Below are 16816 nucleotides of genomic sequence, written 5' to 3'. Positions count from 1 at the left end.
GAGGTGGAGACGGCGGGCGGGGGCTCGGCGTGCTCCCGCCCGCCGCCGGTCCTGGGTGCGGCGGTCAGGACCCGCTGCTCACCGCCGTCTCCTTCAGCTTGATGTTGCGGAAGGAGACCTGGTCGCCGGCGCCGTGGTTCTGGATGCCGATGTGCCCCTCGGCCAGGCTGCGCGCGGGATCGGTGTTCGTGAAGTCATTGATCTTCACGCCGTTGAGGAAGAGCCGCAGCCGCTCTCCGTCGACCTTGATCTCGTACGTGTTCCACTCCCCCGGCGGGTTGAGCGCGGCGTCCCGGGCGGCGATGTTCGCCGCCTTGAAGCCGTACACGGACCCGGTGGTGCGGTCGGGTGCGTCCGTCGCGTCGATCTGGATCTCGTATCCCTTGTTGACGGCCGACCACGGGTCGTCGGAGGCCGGGAAACCCACGAAGATCCCGGAGTTGTCGTCACCGGCCATCTTCCAGTCGAGCTTGAGCGTGTACGACTTCAGCTCCTTGGCCTGGTACCAGAGCATGCCCATGCCGCCGACGGAGTTCAGCGTGCGGTCCTTGATCTCGAAGGAGCCGGGACCGGCCTGCTTCCAGCCGTCGTGGGTCTCGCCGTTGAAGATCGGCCGGTAGCCCTTGGAGGGCTTGCAGTCGGCCTTGGCGATGCCGGTCGCGTAGAGCAGCCCGCCGAGCAGGTGCTTGCGGAAGGCCGGTTCGGCGTACGACTCCTTCGTGTGGCCGCCGCCCGTGTAGAAGGAGCGCCCGCCCTCGTACGGCTGGCACCAGGCGATCGGGTGGTCGCCCTTCATGGTGCCGCCGGTGTAGCTCGTCTCGTCGAGGGTGGCCAGGACACGGGCCTGGTCGCGGGGGTTGGTGCGGTAGTTGTACCACTCGTCGGTGCGCTGCCAGGTGCTGTCCAGGTGTGCGGTGGCGGGGTGGTCGTGGTCCTCGACGCGTACGGTCGCCGACTGGATCCGCGGGTGCGAGTCGAAGTGCGCGCCGACGAGTCCGCCGTAAAACTTCCAGTCGTACTCGGTGTCGGCGGCCGCGTGGATGCCGAGGTAGCCGCCGCCGTCGGCGACGTACTGCTCGAAGACCGTCTGCTGGTGGGCGTTGAGCACGTCACCGGTCGTGGAGAGGAACGCGACCGCGTCGTAGCGGGCGAGGTTCTGCGGGGTGAACTGCCTGGCCTCCTCGGTCGCGTCGACGGCGAGGCCGCGCTGCGCGCCGAGTTCCTTGAGCGCGGTGACGCCCGTCGCGATGGAGTCGTGGCGGAAGCCGGCGGTCTTGGAGAAGACCAGGACCCGCTTCTTGGGGGTGGCGTCGCCCCTGGCCGTCGAGAAGGTGAAGTCGTCGATGTCGTAGAGCGCTCCGGCGCCGCCCTTGAAGACCAGGTAGAGCGTGGTGGTGCCGGCCGGGGGTCGCTTGATGGTGGTGGTGACGTCCTGGAAGACGTCCCAGCCGCCGGTGACGGGGACGACGGTGGAGCCGATGAGCCGCCCGTCGGGCGATCCGGTGCGGACTTCGAGGGTGCCGCCCGCTCCCCCGGAGGAGACGCGTGCGGTGAGGGAGGTGGCGTCGCCTACCCGGTAGGGCTTGAAGGCGATCCAGTCGCCGTCCTCGATGTCGCCGACGGTCTTGCCGCCGTGTGCGGCCGGCTTGCTCTGCGGTGCGACGCCGCTCTGGGCGGAGTAGTGCTCGGCCTGGCGCTGCTTGGGCTGGAGCACCTTCTGGTCGTGGGTCGTCAGCGGCTCCTGGCCGCCGCCTCCGCCGTCCGTGTACTCGGCGTCGAACACCGCGAAGATGTTGGCGTTGGGGTCGTGGCTGCTGTCGGCCGGGGTCTTGATGGTGCCGGTGCAGCCGTTGGCGGAGGTGATCGGGTGGCCGTGGCTGTCGTGGCCGAGGATGTACGTCACCTTGACCTTGGCGCAGTCGACCGTGCCGTCCTCGGGGTCGGTGGCCTTCACCTTGAAGGGCACGTCGTCGCCGAAGGTGAAGAGCTGGCCGTCGCCGGGCAGTTCGAGAGTCACCTTGGGCGCGGTGTTGCCGACGACGATCCGCACGCTCGCCGAGCCGGTGCGGCCGGTGCTGTCCTTGGCGGTGACGGTGGCGGTGTACGTGCCGTTCTTCCGGTACGTGTACGCCGGGTTGGCCGCCGTCGACGTACCGCCGTCGCCGAAGGTCCAGGAGTACTTCAGGGCGTCGCCGTCGGAGTCCGTCGTCCCCGCGGAGGAGAACCTGACGCGCAGCGGGGCCTGGCCCGAGGTCCTGTCGGCCGCGGCCTCCGCGACGGGCGAGTGGCCGCTGGTGGCGTTCTCGATGCGGTAGAGGCCGGAGTTCTCGTTGCCGCCGAACCAGGCGGTGCCGTAGTCGAGCACGTACAGCGCGCCGTCGGGGCCGAAGGCGGAGTCCATGACCTGGGTGCCGGTCCACGGCACGGGGTTGATGGACCGCACGGCGCCGTTCGCGTCCTGCTCCACGCGCTTGATCCAGCGCCGGCCGAACTCGCCCGCGAAGAAGTCGCCGTCGTAGGCCTCGGGGAACTTCACCGGGGAGTCGAGGTCCTTGTCGTACCGGTAGACGGGTCCGCCCATGGGGGACTCCGAGCCGGTGCCGAACTCGGGGACCGAGCCGCCGTCGTACGGGATCCACGCCTCCTGGGCGGGGGGCAGGTCGGTCAGGCCGGTGTTGTGCGGTGAGGTGTTCTTGGGCGCGGCGCAGTCGAATGTGGCGCCGGACTCCTTCGTCGCGAAGTCGTAGTCGACGTACGCGTCGTTCTTGCCGGTGCAGAAGGGCCAGCCGAAGTTGCCGGGCTTGGTGACGCGGGCGAACTCGACCTGTCCGGCCGGGCCGCGCTTCGGGTCGGCGGCGCCGGCGTCGGGCCCGTAGTCGCCGACGTACAGGACGCCGGTGGGCTTGTCGACGCTGAAGCGGAACGGGTTGCGGAAGCCCATGGCGTAGATCTCGGGGCGCGTCCGGTCGGTGCCGGGCGCGAACAGGTTGCCCTCGGGGACCGCGTACGAGCCGTCATCGTTCACCTTGATGCGCAGGATCTTGCCGCGCAGGTCGTTGGTGTTGCCGGAGGTGCGGCGGGCGTCGTACGCCGGGTTGCGGTCCGGGCGCTCGTCGATGGGGGTGAAGCCGTCGGAGGCGAAGGGGTTGGAGTCGTCGCCGGTCGAGAGGTAGAGGTTGCCCTGCGCGTCGAAGTCGATGTCGCCGCCGACGTGGCAGCAGATGCCGCGGGTCGCGGGCACGTCGAGGATCTTCTTCTCGCTGGCGTTGTCGAGCGTGCCGTCGGCCTTCAGCTCGAAGCGCGAGAGCCGGTTGACGCCGTCGAACCTGGCGAAGTCGGCGGCCGTGCCCTCGTCGGGGGCGTCGCCCGCGGGGGTGTTCATCGGGGGCGCGTAGTAGAGGTAGATGCGCCGGTTCTCGCTGAACTCCGGGTCGATGCCGATGCCCTGGAGGCCCTCTTCGTCGTGCGAGTAGACCGGGATGGTGCCGACGACGCGAGTGTTGCCGGCCGCGTCGGTCATGCGGAGCTCGCCGTCGCGCGAGGTGTGCAGGACGCTGCGGTCGGGAAGCACGGCGAGCGACATGGGCTCGCCCGTCTCGGGCTCGCCCTTGGCGAGCGTGACCTGCTGGAAGTCCTCGGCGGCGGGCTCGGCGGCGGGCGCCGAACCCGCGCCGCTGACCGGTTCGGGGTGCTCGGCGGCGGTGGACACGGTGGGGGTCAGGGCGAGTGACGTGGCGGCGAGCAGGCCGCCGGTGAGAAGTGCGAGGGTTTTTCGGGCCGATCCGGCTCTGAGCCGTTTCCTGTGCACGAGTGTCCTCCGGGAGTGGGCCGGGCGGTGCTCGTCCTGCACCGGTGCCGGGCGGGAAGCTCTCTCAATACGGGAACCGGAATGCGCCGTCATGCCGGTACCAGGGTCATGTCCTGTACACCTCAGGGACGGTAGCTCCGTTCGTCCGGAACGGAAAGCCCTTGTGCGGCAAGGAAGTTGAACTTTCTCCCGCCGCAGGACAAAGCGGCCCGGGCGCAGCCCGGACCGGCCCGGCGGCGCTGTGCCGCCGGGCTGCCGTGCGTCGTCCCGCCCCGGGGCCCGTCGCGCGGGACGCACCCCGTCGCGGGGGCCCCGGTGGGGGGACCTAGTCCGCGCCCCCGAACGCCGCGTCGAACGACGCGCTCGGCGGGTCGAAGTCGTACCGCTTCAGCGTGGCGAGGGCTTCCGGCGCCCCCGTGAGGCGGTCCATCCCCGCGTCCTCCCACTCCACCGAGACCGGCCCCTCGTAGCCGATGGAGCGCAGCATCCGGAACACGTCCTCCCAGGGGACGTCACCGTGCCCGGCCGACACGAAGTCCCAGCCGCGCCGAGGGTCGCCCCACGGCAGGTGCGAGCCGAGGCGGCCGTTGCGCCCGTCGAGCCGCTTGCGCGCCTCCTTGCAGTCCACGTGGTAGATCCGGTCCCGGAAGTCGTACAGGAATCCCACCGGGTCCAGGTCCTGCCACACGAAGTGGCTCGGGTCGAAGTTCAGCCCGAACGCCGGCCGGTGCCCGACCGCCTCCAGGGCCCGCCGCGTCGTCCAGTAGTCGTACGCGATCTCGCTCGGATGCACCTCGTGGGCGAAGCGCACCCCCTCGGCGTCGAACACGTCGAGTATCGGGTTCCACCGCTCGGCGAAGTCCTCGTACCCCCGCTCGATCATGTGCGGCGGTACGGGCGGGAACATCGCCACCAGGTGCCAGATCGAGGACCCGGTGAAGCCGACGACCGTACGGACGCCGAAGGCCGCGGCGGCCCGGGCCGTGTCCGCCATCTCGGCCGCGGCCCGGCGCCGTACGCCCTCGGGTTCGCCGTCGCCCCAGATCCGCGCCGGCAGGATGGCCCGATGGCGCTCGTCGATGGGCGCGTCGCAGACCGCCTGGCCGACCAGGTGGTTGGAGACCGCCCAGCACTTCAGGCCGTACTTGTCGAGGAGCTGGTGCCGTCCCGCCAGGTAGCCGGGTTCGTTCAGCGCCTTGTCGACTTCGAAGTGGTCGCCCCAGCAGGCGAGTTCGAGGCCGTCGTAGCCGAAGTCGCGGGCGAGCCGGCAGACCTCCTCCAGTGGCAGGTCGGCCCACTGGCCGGTGAAGAGGGTGAATGGTCGTGGCATGCGGGAACGGCCCTCCTACGGGAGTGCGGGGAGTACGGGCGTGTAGATGGCGTTCTTCTGGGCGCTCTCCTCCACCGCCGCCAGCACCCGCTGCACCCGCAGCCCGTCCGCGAAGGACGGCTCCGGGTCGGTGCCGGTGGCGATGGCGTGCAGCAGGTCGCGCGCCTGGTGCACGAAGGTGTGCTCGTACCCCAGGGCGTGGCCCGGCGGCCACCACGCCTCCAGGTACGGATGCTGCGGCTCGGTCACCAGGATCCGCCGGAACCCGGACGAGACGGCGGGCTCGGTGTGGTCGTGGAAGGACAGTTCGTTCAGCCGTTCCAGGTCGAAGGCCAGCGAGCCGCGCTCGCCGTTGAGTTCGACGCTCAGCGCGTTCTTGCGGCCCGCCGCGGTGCGCGTCGCCTCGAACGAGGCCAGTGCCCCCGAGGCCAGCCGCGCGGTGAAGAGCGCGGCGTCGTCGACCGTCACCGCGCCGCGCCGGGGCCCCGCGGCCCCCGCCGCGAGGCCCGCCGACGCGGCCGCCGGCAGCGGCCGCGACCGTACGAACGTCTCGGTCATGGCGGACACCCCCACCACCGGCTCGCCCGCCAGGTACTGCGCGAGGTCGACGATGTGCGCCCCCAGGTCGCCGAGCGCGCCCGAGCCCGCGTGCTCGCGCTGGAGCCGCCAGGTCAGCGGGAAGTCCGGGTCGACGAGCCAGTCCTGGAGATAGGTGACGCGTACGTGCCGCAGCGCCCCGAGCCGCCCCTGTGCGACCAGCCGCCGGGCGTACGTCATGGCGGGCACCCGGCGGTAGTTGAAGCCGACCATCGCCACCTGGCCCCGCGCCCGGGCGCGCTCGGCGGCGGCCGTCATCGCCTCCGCCTCGGCGACCGAGTTGGCCAGCGGCTTCTCGCACAGGACGTGCTTGCCCGCTTCGAGCGCGGCGACGGCGATCTCGGCGTGGCTGTCGCCCGGCGTGCAGATGTCGACGATCTGCACGTCGTCGCGGGCGATCAGGTCGCGCCAGTCGGTCTCCGCCGCCGCCCATCCGTGCTGGTCCGCAGCGGCGCGCACGGCCACCGCGTCGCGTCCGCAGACGGCCGCCAGGACCGGCCGTACCGGCAGGTCGAAGACGCGGCCCGCGGTGCGCCAGCCCTGTGAGTGGGCGGCTCCCATGAACGCGTACCCGACCATGCCGACGCCGAGCGCCGGCGACCGCACACCGGCCGGCGCGCCCGCTTCGGCGGCTGTCCCGGTGTCTGTCTCCGTCTGTGACTCTTCCCTGCGGGCCATACGGATTCCTCCTCGTCGAACTCGTCACTCGCACGGTGGGGGGCAGGCGGGCGCCGCGGCCCGGTCAGCTGAAACCCGTCGGCAGGTACTCGTCGACGTTGTCCTTGGTGACGACGGCCGAGTAGAGGGTGATCGAGGCCGGGATCTCCAGTTCCGACATACCGCCGACGCCCTTGCCCTGGCCCAGCGCGCGGGCCAGGTCGATGGCGGAGGCGGCCATGGTCGGCGGGTAGAGGACGGTGGCCTTCAGCACGCTGTTGTCGGCCTTGATGGCGTCCATCGCGGCCTTGGCCCCGGCCCCGCCGACCATCAGGAAGTCGTCGCGCCCGGCCTGCTGGATGGCGCGCAGGGCGCCCACGCCCTGGTCGTCGTCGTGGTTCCACAGCGCGTCGAACTGCTTCTGCGCCTGGAGCAGCTGGGCCATCTTGGCCTGCCCGGACTCGACGGTGAAGTCGGCCGCCTGGCGGGCCACGCGCTTGATGTTGGGGTAGTTCTTGAGGGCGTCCGCGAAGCCCTGGCTGCGCTGCTTGGTCAGCTCCAGGTTGTCGAGCCCCGCGAGCTCCACCACCTTGGCGTTCTTCTTGTCCTTGAGCCGCTCGCCGATGAAGTTGCCCGCGTTGAGGCCCATGCCGTAGTTGTCGCCGCCGATCCAGCAGCGGTAGGCCTGCGGCGAGGCGAAGACGCGGTCCAGGTTGATGACGGGGATGCCCGCCTTCATCGCCTGGAGGCCGACCTGGGTGAGGGCCTTGCCGTCGGCAGGCAGGATCACCAGTACGTCGACCTTCTTGTTGATCAGCGTCTGGACCTGGCCGATCTGCGCGGCCGTGTCGTTCGACCCCTCGGTGATCTCCAGGGTCACCTCGGAGTACTTCCCGGCGCGTGATTTCGCGTTCTCGTTGATGGCGTTGAGCCAGCCGTGGTCGGCCTGCGGGCCAGCGAAACCGATGGTGACCTTCTTGCCGGGCTTGTCGTCAGGGGCGGCCGGCTCGTTGTTCGCGGCCGGTTCCTTGGTCTTCGGCTCGTTGCTGGTGCAGGCGGTGAGCAGGGCGCCGGCGGACACGGCGGCGGTGCCGAACAGCAGTCCTCTGCGACTGGTTTCTGGCATGGCGGTTCCAACCCTTCAGGTCAGGGCGTACGGGACGGGGCGGGGAAGCGGGAGAAGGAGAGAGGGAGCGGGCCGGGCGGGGCGCGGGTCAGGTCGCTCCGTCGCGCGCGGTGCGGCGCTGGACCAGGACGGCGGCGACGATGATGGCGCCCTTGGCGATCTGCTGGACGTCGCTCTGGAGGTTGTTGAGGGCGAAGATGTTGGTGATCGTGGTGAAGACCAGGACGCCGAGCACGGAGCCGACGATGGTGCCCCGGCCGCCGCTGAGCAGCGTCCCGCCGATGATGGCCGCCGCGATGGCGTCGAGTTCGTACAGGTTCCCGTTGGTGTTCTGGCCGGAGCCGGACAGGACGACCAGGAGGAAGGCGGCGATTCCGCAGCACAGTCCGGACAGCAGGTAGAGGTAGAGGCGCTGGCGGCGTACGTCGATCCCGGCGAGCCTGGCCGCTTCCGCGTTGCCGCCGACCGCGACGGTGCGCCGCCCGAAGGTGGTGCGGTTGAGCAGCAGCCAGCCGACGACGGTGACGACGGCGAAGACCAGCACGAGGGGCGGTATGCCGAGGACGTACGCGTCGGGGATGCCGAGGTCGAGCACGGACTCGACGGTGACGATCTGCGTCTTGCCGTCGGTGATCTGCAGGGCGAGGCCGCGCGCCGACGCCAGCATGGCGAGCGTCGCGATGAACGGCACCATCCCGCCGTACGCGATGAGCAGCCCGTTGACGAGTCCGCAGGCGAGACCGACCACCACCGCCGTGAAGAGGATGCCCGCGAAGCCGTACTCCTGGGTCGCGAGCGTCGTCGCCCACACCGAGGCCAGGGCGACGATGGCGCCGACCGACAGGTCGATGCCGCCGCTGGTGATGACGAAGGTCATGCCGACGGTGACGACGCCGATGACGGACGCCTGGGTGAGGACGAGCTGGAGGTTGCCGCTGTCGAGGAACTGATCGGGTCTGGTGAAGCCGCCGACCGCGACCAGGACCGCGAGGACGCCGAGCAGCGACAGGTTGCGTACGTCCGGGCGCAGCCCGAGCCGGGCCGGCTGCCGCGCGGGCGTCTTGGCGGGGGTGGCGGCCGGTGTGTCCTGCTGGTGCCGCTGCGCCGGTGAGACTGGCTGCGTCATGGCGTGGGGCTCCCTTCCATCACGAGGTCGAGTACGCGGTGCTCGTCGAGCTCCCGGGCGGGCGCGGTGTGGACGACGCGCCCCTCCCTGAGCACCAGCACCCGGTCGGCGAGGCCCAGGACTTCGGGGACCTCGCTGGATACGAGAAGTACGGCGAGCCCTTCGTCGGCCAGTCGGCGGATCACGGCGTACAGCTCGGCCCGCGCGCCGACGTCCACGCCGCGCGTCGGCTCGTCGAGGAGCAGGACGCGGCAGCCGCGCAGCAGCCAGCGGGCGAGGACGGCCTTCTGCTGGTTGCCGCCGGACAGGGTGCGGACGGGGGCGTCGGGGTTGTCCGGCCGCAGGGACAGTTCGCGGGTGGCGGTCCGGGCGGCCTCGCGTTCGGCCCGGCGGTCGAGCCAGCCGCCGCGCGAGAAGCGGGACAGGGTCGACACGGACACGTTGCGGGTGACGGATTCGAGCATCAGCAGGCCCTGCGCCTTGCGCTCCTCGGGGGCCAGCCCGATGCCGGCGCGGACGGCGGCGCGGACGCTGCCGGGGCGCAGGGGCCGGCCGTCGACGAGCACGCGGCCGGTGCTGGGTGTGCGCGCGCCGTAGACCGTCTCCAGGACCTCGGAGCGCCCGGAGCCGACGAGCCCGGCGAGACCGACGATCTCGCCGGGGCGGACGTCGAGGTCGAGCGCCGCGAACTCCCCGTCCCTGGAGAGCCCTTCGACGCGCAGAACCGGTTCCGCTCCGGCGGCCCGGGCAGCGTCGCCGGGCCGCGGGGGGAAGACGTACTCGACGTCGCGGCCGGTCATCAGCGCGACGACGTCACGGGTCGGGGTGCTCTTGGCGGGCAGGCCGACCGCGACCGCGCGGCCGTCCTTGAGTACGGTCACGCGGTCGCCGATGCGCCGGATCTCCTCCAGCCGGTGGGAGATGTAGACGACCGCGACGCCGTCCGCCGTGAGTCCGGCGACGATACGGAAGAGGTTGTCGACCTCGTCGGGGTCGAGGGCGGCGGAGGGCTCGTCCATCACGATGAGACGTACGTCGTGGGAGAGCGCCCGCGCCATCGACACGATCTGCTGCTGGGCGGCGGAGAGCGAGCCGACGAGGCCGCCGGCGTCGATCTCGGCGTGGCCGAGGCGTGCGAGGAGGGCGGTGGCCGAGGCGCGGGCCTGTCTGCCGCGTACGACGAAGCCGGCGGTGGTCGGCTCGTGGCCGAGGAAGATGTTCTCGGCGACCGACAGGCCCTCCACCAGGTCGAGTTCCTGGTAGATGGTGGCGATGCCCAGGCGCATGGCGGCGATGGGCGACCTGAGCGTGACGGCGGCCCCCTGCCAGGAGATCTCGCCGCCGTCGGGCTGGTGCACGCCGGCGAGGATCTTGATGAGGGTGGATTTGCCGGCCCCGTTCTGGCCGAGCAGGCAGTGGACCTCGCCGGCCTGGACCTCCAGGTCGACGCCGTCGAGGGCGCGGACGCCGGGGAAGGACTTGGTGATGCCGGACATGGTGAGAAGAAGGGGCGGGGCTGCTGGGGCTGCTTGCGGTGGTGCCATGACGGTTCCCCTCGGCTGGTGCGGCGGCCGGTGAGCGAGCAGGGCAGGACGGAGCAGGGGTAGTACGGGTGGTACGGGCTGGGGCGAGCGGAACGGGAGAAGCGGGCAGGCGGGCAGGACGGAGCTGGGCACGGCGGAGCCGGCCCTGGGCGGTGGTGCCGTTGGCGTTGCGTGTCGCGCGGGGGTCGTACGGGTCGTGCGGGCGCCGGGTCAGGCCGGCGAGAACAGGTGGTCGCTGATGAGCCTGGCCGCGCCGATCACGCCGGCGGCGGGCCCCAGCTCGCCCAGGACGATGGGCAGGTTGCCGGTCGCCAGCGGCAGCGACTGGCGGTAGACCTGGGTGCGGACGCTGGCGAGCAGGGTGTGGCCGAGGCCGGTCACCCCGCCGCCGATCACGACGAGCCCGGGGTTGAAGAAGCTGACGAGTCCGGCGATGACCTGGCCGACGCGGTTGCCGCCCTCGCGGATGAGATCGAGCGAGGTGGCGTCGCCGGCGGCCGCGGCGGCGGCCACGTCGGCGGCCGTGAGCCGGCCGGCCGCTTCGAGGCGGGCCGCCAGTTCGGGCGAGCGGCCGGAGCGGGCCGCGTCCTCGGCGTCGCGGGCGAGCGCGGCGCCGCTGAAGTGGGCCTCCAGGCATCCCTTGTTGCCGCAGGCACAGGCGCGGCCCTCCGGTTCGACCTGGATGTGGCCGATGTCGCCGGCGCTGCCGGTCGTGCCCCGGTAGACCTCGCCGCCGACGACGATGCCGCAGCCGATGCCGGTGCCGATCTTGACGCAGAGGAAGTCGCCCACCGAGCGTGCGACGCCCGCGTGCTGCTCCCCCATCGCCATCAGGTTCACGTCGTTGTCGACCATGACGGGGCAGCCCAGCTCCTGGCTGAGTGCCTCGCGTACGGGAAAGCCGTCCCAGCCGGGCATGATCGGCGGCGCGACCGGCACGCCCTCCGGGAAGCGGACGGGGCCCGGCACGCCGATGCCCGCGCCGTCGAAGCCCTCGGCGAGGCCGGACGCCTTGAGCTTGGCCGCCAGGGCGAGGGCCTGCTCGAAGACGGCGACCGGGCCCTCGCGTACGTCCATGGGGTGGTTGAGGTGACCGAGCACCTCCAGCTCGGCGTTGGTGACGGCCACGTCGATCGAGGTGGCGCCGATGTCGATGCCGAGGAAGCGCAGGGCGGGCGCGAGCCGGATGTTGTGCGAGCGGCGGCCGCCCCGGGAGGCGGCGAGGCCGTCGGCGACGACCAGGCCGGTGTCGAGGAGCCGGTCGACCTCGACGGCGAGTTTGGAGCGGGACAGGTCGATCTGATCGCCCAGCTGGGCGCGGGAGTTGGGTCCGCCGTCACGCAGCAGACGGAGCAGCCGCGCCTGATGCGCGTTCGCCGGTCGAGCCGTCATCCGTCTCACGTTCCCCTCCCTGCCTCATCGGCCCTTCACCGCCGGGCTTTGGAGGGGAACGTAGCAGCGGCTGCCGGGAGTGGGAAGAAGTTGCGCAGGAATCCAGCTCAACTTTCTCCACACCGAGGACAAAGGAGGTTCCTCGCGGCAACGGGACCCGCTGTGCGGTTGGTTGACGCGCCTGAGCGCGTGGCGCGCACCGACGGAGCCCGGCCGGGCCGCCCGCGTACAGGCCGCCCGCACCCGGCCGCCCGTGCGCAGGGGGAGCGCTCAGGCCTCGCGCTCGTGGTGCGTCGTGCGGGTGCGCTCCGTGTGGGCGCGCATGATCTCGGTGGCGCGCCGCTCGTCGCGGTCCGCGATGGCGGCGATCAGCTCACGGTGCTCGATCCAGGACTGCTTTCCGCGCTGCCGGGCGACGGGCGTGCAGTACCAGCGGACGCGCCGGCCGACCTGCGCCGCCAGATCGGTGAGCACGACGTTGCCCGCGAGTTCCATGACCTTGGCGTGGAACTGGGCGTCGAGCGACACGGCGAGGTCCACGTCGCCGTCCGCGACCGCCCGCTCGCCCCGCGCGCACACCTCTTCGAGCGCGGCGATCCCGGCCGGCCCGGCGTTGGCGGTGGCGAGCCTGGCGGCCTCCGCCTCCAGCAGCGTGCGGACGGACAGGAGCTGGTCCGCCTCCTCCTCGGTGGGCTCGCGGACGAACGCCCCCTGCGCGGGCCGCAGATCGACCCACCCCTCGGTGTTGAGCCGCTGCAACGCCTCACGGACGGGCTGCCTGGACACCCCGAGGTGCCCGGCGAGCTCGGACTCGATCAGGTGCTGACCCGGCCGCAGGGCCCGGGTCGTGATGAGTTCGAGCAGCGTCTCGTACACGCGCTCGCGGAGCGGTCCCGGCCTCTCCAGCTTGGGTACGGTCCCGTGCGGCAGTCCTGCGGACGACATCGCGGCGTCCCCCTTCGGGCCGGCATCGGCGAGCGCAGACGAATGGCTATCGTCTACAGTCTACCGATCGTCGGCTTTCGCCATGCCGAGAGCCGCGTCGCGCCGGGCGCCGTCCGGCGCGTCAGGGGCAGCGGATGACCTGGCCGGCGTACGAGAGGTTGCCGCCGAAGCCGAAGAGCAGGACCGGCGCGCCGGACTCGATCTCGCCGCGCTCGATCAGCTTGGACAGGGCCATCGGGATGCTGGCCGCCGAGGTGTTGCCGGAGTCGACCACGTCGCGGGCGATCACCGCGTTCACGGCGCCGATCTTCTGCGCGACCGGCTCGATGATCCGCAGGTTCGCCTGGTGCAGCACGACCGCCGCGAGCTCCTCCGGCGTCACACCGGCCCGCTCGCACACCTGGCGCGCGATGGGCGGCAGCTGGGTGGTGGCCCAGCGGTATACGGACTGCCCCTCCTGGGCGAAGCGCGGGGGCGTGCCCTCGATCCGTACGGCGTGGCCCATCTCCGGCACCGAACCCCAGAGCACCGGGCCGATGCCCGGCTCCTCGGCGTCGGCGCACGCCTCGACGACCGCGGCGCCCGCGCCGTCACCGACGAGCACGCAGGTGGTGCGGTCGGCCCAGTCGGCGATCTCGGCCATCTTGTCGGCGCCGATGACCAGGGCGCGGGTCGCGGATCCGGCCCGTACGGCGTGGTCGGCGGTGGCGAGGGCGTGCGTGAAGCCCGAGCAGACGACGTTGAGGTCCATGACCGCGGGCGACTTCATCCCGAGGCGGGCCGCCACCCGGGCCGCCATGTTGGGCGAGCGGTTGATCGCGGTGGAGGTGGCGACCAGGACCAGGTCCACGTCGGCCGGGGTGAGCCCGGCGGCGGCCAGGGCCTTGGCCCCGGCGTGCGCGGCCAGCTCGTCGACGGGCTCGTCGGGGCCCGCGACGTGGCGGGTCCTGATGCCCACCCGGCTGGTGATCCACTCGTCGCTGGTGTCGACCATGGCCGCCAGATCGTCGTTCGTGAGCACCTTGGCAGGCTGATAGTGCCCGAGCGCGACGACTCGTGAGCCGGTCATTGGCGGTTCCACCCCTCTTTGCGGACAGTAGGAACGGTCCAGTCTTCTTTGTGACTCACCGGTACGAGGGCAGGTGAACCGACAGGATTCGCTCCCGACTCTTTGGAGCTTCCTGCTGACGGCGACCTTTGGTCCGCCTGACGGCATACTGTAGACAATTCTGTCGACCCTTCCAGTTCACCCCGATCGGAGAGCCCCGTGAAAGTCGCGGTTGCCGACGCCGGAGCCAGATGTGCACGTGCAGGACAATGAGATCGTCAAGGTCACCTCGCCGCACGACAACCCGGTGACCCACGGCAACCTGTGCATCAGGGGCCGGTTCGGCTACCAGCACGTACAGCAGCGCTGAGCGCGCGGATCACGAAGAACCCGAGGAAACGGACTGATCACCATGGGACGGGTCACCGAGCGCCGCCGCGTCATCCGCGTCAGGGACGGGGTGGTGAGCAGCCGGCCGGACACCCTGGTCGCCGAGGAGCCGCTGGAGATCCGTCTGGGCGGGAAGCCGCTCGCGATCACGATGCGCACGCCCGGCGACGACTTCGCGCTGGCGGCCGGGTTTCTGGTGAGCGAGGGGGTGCTGGGCGCCGCCGAGGAGGTGCGGTCGATCGTGTACTGCGCGGGGGCGACGGCGGACGGTGTGAACACGTACAACGTGGTGGACGTGCAGCTCGCGCCCGGCGTCCCGGTCCCCGACATCACCCTGGAGCGCAACGTCTACACGACGTCGTCGTGCGGCCTGTGCGGCAAGGCCAGTCTGGACGCGGTCCGCACCACGGCCCGCTTCCCGATCGCCGACACTCCCCCCGTCCGTCTGACGCCCGGGCTGCTCGCCGGCCTCCCCGACCGGCTCCGCGCGGCGCAGCAGGTGTTCGACCGGACCGGGGGCCTGCACGCTGCGGCGCTCTTCTCGGAGGAGGGCGAACTGCTCGACGTGCGGGAGGACGTGGGGCGGCACAACGCGGTCGACAAGCTCGTGGGCCGGGCGCTCACCGACGGGCGCCTGCCGCTGTCGCGCGCGGTGCTGCTGGTCTCCGGGCGGGCCTCGTTCGAGCTGGCGCAGAAGGCGGTCATGGCCGGGATCCCGGTGCTGGCGGCGGTCTCGGCGCCTTCCTCGCTGGCCGTGGACCTGGCGGCCGAGACGGGCCTGACGCTGGTCGGTTTCCTGCGCGGTCCCCACATGAACGTGTACGCGGGCGAAGAGCGCATCGTCCTGCCCTCCGGGGTCTGACGCGCCCCGCGACACGGGGTGCGGGCCCGGCCGGCGGGGAGCGCCCCCTGCGCCGGCCGGGCCTGGCCGCCGGGGAGCGGACCTCTAGCGCTTCCCGCGCCGGGCGCGCTGCCTGGCCTCGGCAGGCGGCGGGATGAACTGGAGCGCGAGGGTGGCGGGGGGTTTCGCGACGCCGGGCCCGCCGGCCGCGACCCAGGCCAGGATGTCGTCCGTGCAGTCGTCGTCCAGCGCCCAGCCGACCCAGGCGGCGCGGCCGCCTCTGCGGCGGCCCTCCGTGGAGGGCTGGACGACCACGACGTTGGCCTGGCCGCACGGGCCGAGGCAGTCGCTGGTCCGTACGAGCAGCCGCCCGCCGGACGCGGCGGCCGCGTCGCGCAGGCGGCGCAGCTGGCCCTCGTGGTCCGTGCCCGGGTTCTTCCGGGCGTCGCCGCAGCAGCAGCCCCGGCACACGGTGAGGGCGCAGGGGCGGGGTCCGAAGGGACGTATCGCGGAGGTCACTTGACGATCTTGCCAGGCGGGCGCCGCGGGGCGTCGGCGCGGGACGGGAGGGGTTGGTCACGTTTGCGGCCGGCCCCTTCGCGGCTCTCCCCCGGCTTCACACGCCGGTCGGGCTCGATCTCCTCGACGCGGCGCCGGCGCCGGACGCCGAGCGGCGCCCCGGTTCCGAGGTCCGCCGGTCGTCGTCGCGCGAGCGCCGCTTCGCGAGTACCGCGCACACCATCAGCTGCATCTGATGGAACAGCATCAGCGGCAGTACGGCCAGGCCCGCCTCCGCGCCGAACAGCACGCTCGCCATCGGCAGCCCGGCCGCCAGCGACTTCTTCGATCCGGCGAACTGGATCGCGACGCGGTCGGCGCGGTCGAAGCCGAGCCGCCGTGCCCCGTACCAGCTCACCGCCAGCATCGTGGCGAGCAGCACCGCCTCCACCCCGAGCAGCGCCCCGAGCCGGCCGGGGCTCACCCGCTGCCAGATGCCTTCGGTGACCCCGTGGCTGAACGCGGTGTAGACGACGAGCAGGATCGATCCCCGGTCCACATACCCCAGCGCCTTCCTGTGCCGCCGCAGAAAGCCGCCGACCCACCGGCGCAGCAGCTGCCCCGCGACGAACGGCACCAGGAGCTGCAAAACGATCTTCAGCACCGAGTCCGCCGAGAAGCCGCCCGCCGCGCCGCCGATCAGCAGGGCCGCGAGCAGCGGGGTGGCGACGATCCCGACGAGGCTGGAGAAGGAGCCCGCGCAGATCGCCGCCGGAACGTTCCCGCGCGCGATCGAGGTGAAGGCGATCGAGGACTGGACGGTGGAGGGGACGAGGCAGAGGAAGAGGAGGCCGCCGTACAGCTCTGGGGTCAGGGCGTACGGCACCAGGCCCCGCGCCGCGAGTCCGAGCAGCGGGAAGAGCGCGAACGTGCACACGAGGACCGTCAGGTGCAGCCGCCAGTGGCGCAGTCCGTCGAGCGCCTCGCGGGTGGAGAGCCGGGCGCCGTACAGGAAGAACAGCAGCGCGACGGCCCCGGTCGAGGCCCCGCCGACGGCCTGGGCGGCCCGGCCGGACGCCGGCAGCAGCGAGGCGAGGACGACCGTGCCGATCAGCAGCAGGATGTACGGGTCGAGGGGCAGCCAGGACGGCATCCGGAACTGCGGCGGGCGGCGGCTCATGCTGTCCTGGTGCTCCACTTTGCTCTCGGTCGGTACGTGCGTGCGGCCTGCGGGCCCCTCCCATGGTCCACGGGAACCGCGGCACAGCGCATTCCGCATTCCGTGCGCGGGCGCCGGAACGCCCGCAGGCGCGCGGAAATGGGCAGCGCGCGTACAGATTCCGTGGAGATTTGCGCGCACCGTACTTACTCCGTGGTCAGGAGACCGCCCGCGGCTTCCCCATGTGACCGCATATCGCCGGTTGAGCTGTGCATATGTACAAGAGTTCGGATTCCGTGACCCCCTGCCGCGCGCGGAAGCGTTGGGGTAGCGTCACGGCGCTGTGCGGAGCGTC

The 16816-nt window shown here is 71.9% G+C and carries 12 protein-coding genes and 1 pseudogene; 2 read left to right on the top strand and 11 right to left on the bottom strand.

Features of this window, described 5'->3' with window-relative positions:
- Positions 1-64 precede the first annotated feature (64 nt).
- The 9 genes from E2E34_RS09265 to E2E34_RS09225 all read right to left on the bottom strand — a co-directional run bounded on the left by E2E34_RS09265 (position 65) and on the right by E2E34_RS09225 (position 13594).
- Positions 65-3808, bottom strand: coding sequence for a ThuA domain-containing protein (locus E2E34_RS09265; RefSeq protein WP_208765186.1), 3744 nt, complete (start codon positions 3806-3808; stop codon positions 65-67).
- A gap of 325 nt (positions 3809-4133) precedes the next feature.
- Positions 4134-5138 carry a sugar phosphate isomerase/epimerase family protein gene (locus E2E34_RS09260; protein ID WP_138901414.1) on the bottom strand — a complete coding sequence of 335 codons (1005 nt, stop codon included), beginning with the start codon at positions 5136-5138 and terminating at the stop codon, positions 4134-4136.
- A gap of 15 nt (positions 5139-5153) precedes the next feature.
- Positions 5154-6413: a Gfo/Idh/MocA family protein gene (locus tag E2E34_RS09255; RefSeq protein ID WP_138901413.1), complete on the bottom strand. Its 1260-nt coding sequence runs from the start codon at positions 6411-6413 to the stop codon at positions 5154-5156.
- Between the two features lie 64 nt (positions 6414-6477).
- Positions 6478-7518: a substrate-binding domain-containing protein gene (locus tag E2E34_RS09250; protein WP_138901412.1), complete on the bottom strand. Its 1041-nt coding sequence runs from the start codon at positions 7516-7518 to the stop codon at positions 6478-6480.
- 88 nt (positions 7519-7606) lie between these two features.
- On the bottom strand, positions 7607-8644 hold the full coding sequence (locus E2E34_RS09245) for an ABC transporter permease (RefSeq protein WP_138901411.1): 1038 nt from the start codon (positions 8642-8644) through the stop codon (positions 7607-7609).
- Positions 8641-10188 carry a sugar ABC transporter ATP-binding protein gene (locus E2E34_RS09240; protein ID WP_138901410.1) on the bottom strand — a complete coding sequence of 516 codons (1548 nt, stop codon included), beginning with the start codon at positions 10186-10188 and terminating at the stop codon, positions 8641-8643. Before E2E34_RS09240 ends, E2E34_RS09245 begins: the two co-directional genes overlap by 4 nt.
- Before the next feature lie 210 nt (positions 10189-10398).
- Positions 10399-11580 (bottom strand): ROK family transcriptional regulator, encoded by a 1182-nt coding sequence (locus E2E34_RS09235; RefSeq protein ID WP_138901409.1) that lies wholly within the window; start codon positions 11578-11580, stop codon positions 10399-10401.
- Between the two features lie 270 nt (positions 11581-11850).
- Positions 11851-12525, bottom strand: a complete 675-nt coding sequence (locus E2E34_RS09230; RefSeq protein WP_138901408.1) for a GntR family transcriptional regulator — start codon at positions 12523-12525, stop codon at positions 11851-11853.
- A gap of 121 nt (positions 12526-12646) precedes the next feature.
- Positions 12647-13594 (bottom strand): beta-ketoacyl-ACP synthase III, encoded by a 948-nt coding sequence (locus tag E2E34_RS09225; protein ID WP_138901407.1) that lies wholly within the window; start codon positions 13592-13594, stop codon positions 12647-12649.
- A 232-nt stretch (positions 13595-13826) separates the two neighbouring features.
- Between E2E34_RS09225 and E2E34_RS09220 the strand changes: the two are divergent.
- Positions 13827-13943: pseudogene (locus E2E34_RS09220) on the top strand (2Fe-2S iron-sulfur cluster-binding protein); the annotation flags it as partial.
- A 42-nt stretch (positions 13944-13985) separates the two neighbouring features.
- A complete protein-coding gene (fdhD, locus tag E2E34_RS09215) occupies positions 13986-14825 on the top strand; it encodes a formate dehydrogenase accessory sulfurtransferase FdhD (RefSeq protein WP_138901406.1) in 840 nt (279 codons plus the stop codon).
- 84 nt (positions 14826-14909) lie between these two features.
- Here fdhD and E2E34_RS09210 read toward each other — a convergent pair whose 3' ends face one another.
- Both E2E34_RS09210 and E2E34_RS09205 read right to left on the bottom strand, forming a co-directional pair.
- The gene (locus tag E2E34_RS09210; RefSeq protein ID WP_138894221.1) at positions 14910-15323 is read right to left on the bottom strand and encodes a (2Fe-2S) ferredoxin domain-containing protein; all 414 of its coding nucleotides are present in this window, start codon (positions 15321-15323) and stop codon (positions 14910-14912) included.
- 97 nt (positions 15324-15420) lie between these two features.
- Entirely contained in the window at positions 15421-16482 is a 1062-nt protein-coding gene (locus tag E2E34_RS09205; RefSeq protein ID WP_138901405.1) for a bile acid:sodium symporter family protein, read from the bottom strand.
- Positions 16483-16816 lie beyond the last annotated feature (334 nt).

This window comes from Streptomyces albidochromogenes, from assembly GCF_005981925.1.
GTDB lineage: Bacteria > Actinomycetota > Actinomycetes > Streptomycetales > Streptomycetaceae > Streptomyces > Streptomyces albidochromogenes.
Note: the sequence above shows the minus strand (reverse complement) of the source record. Positions and strands in the feature narration are given on the sequence as shown.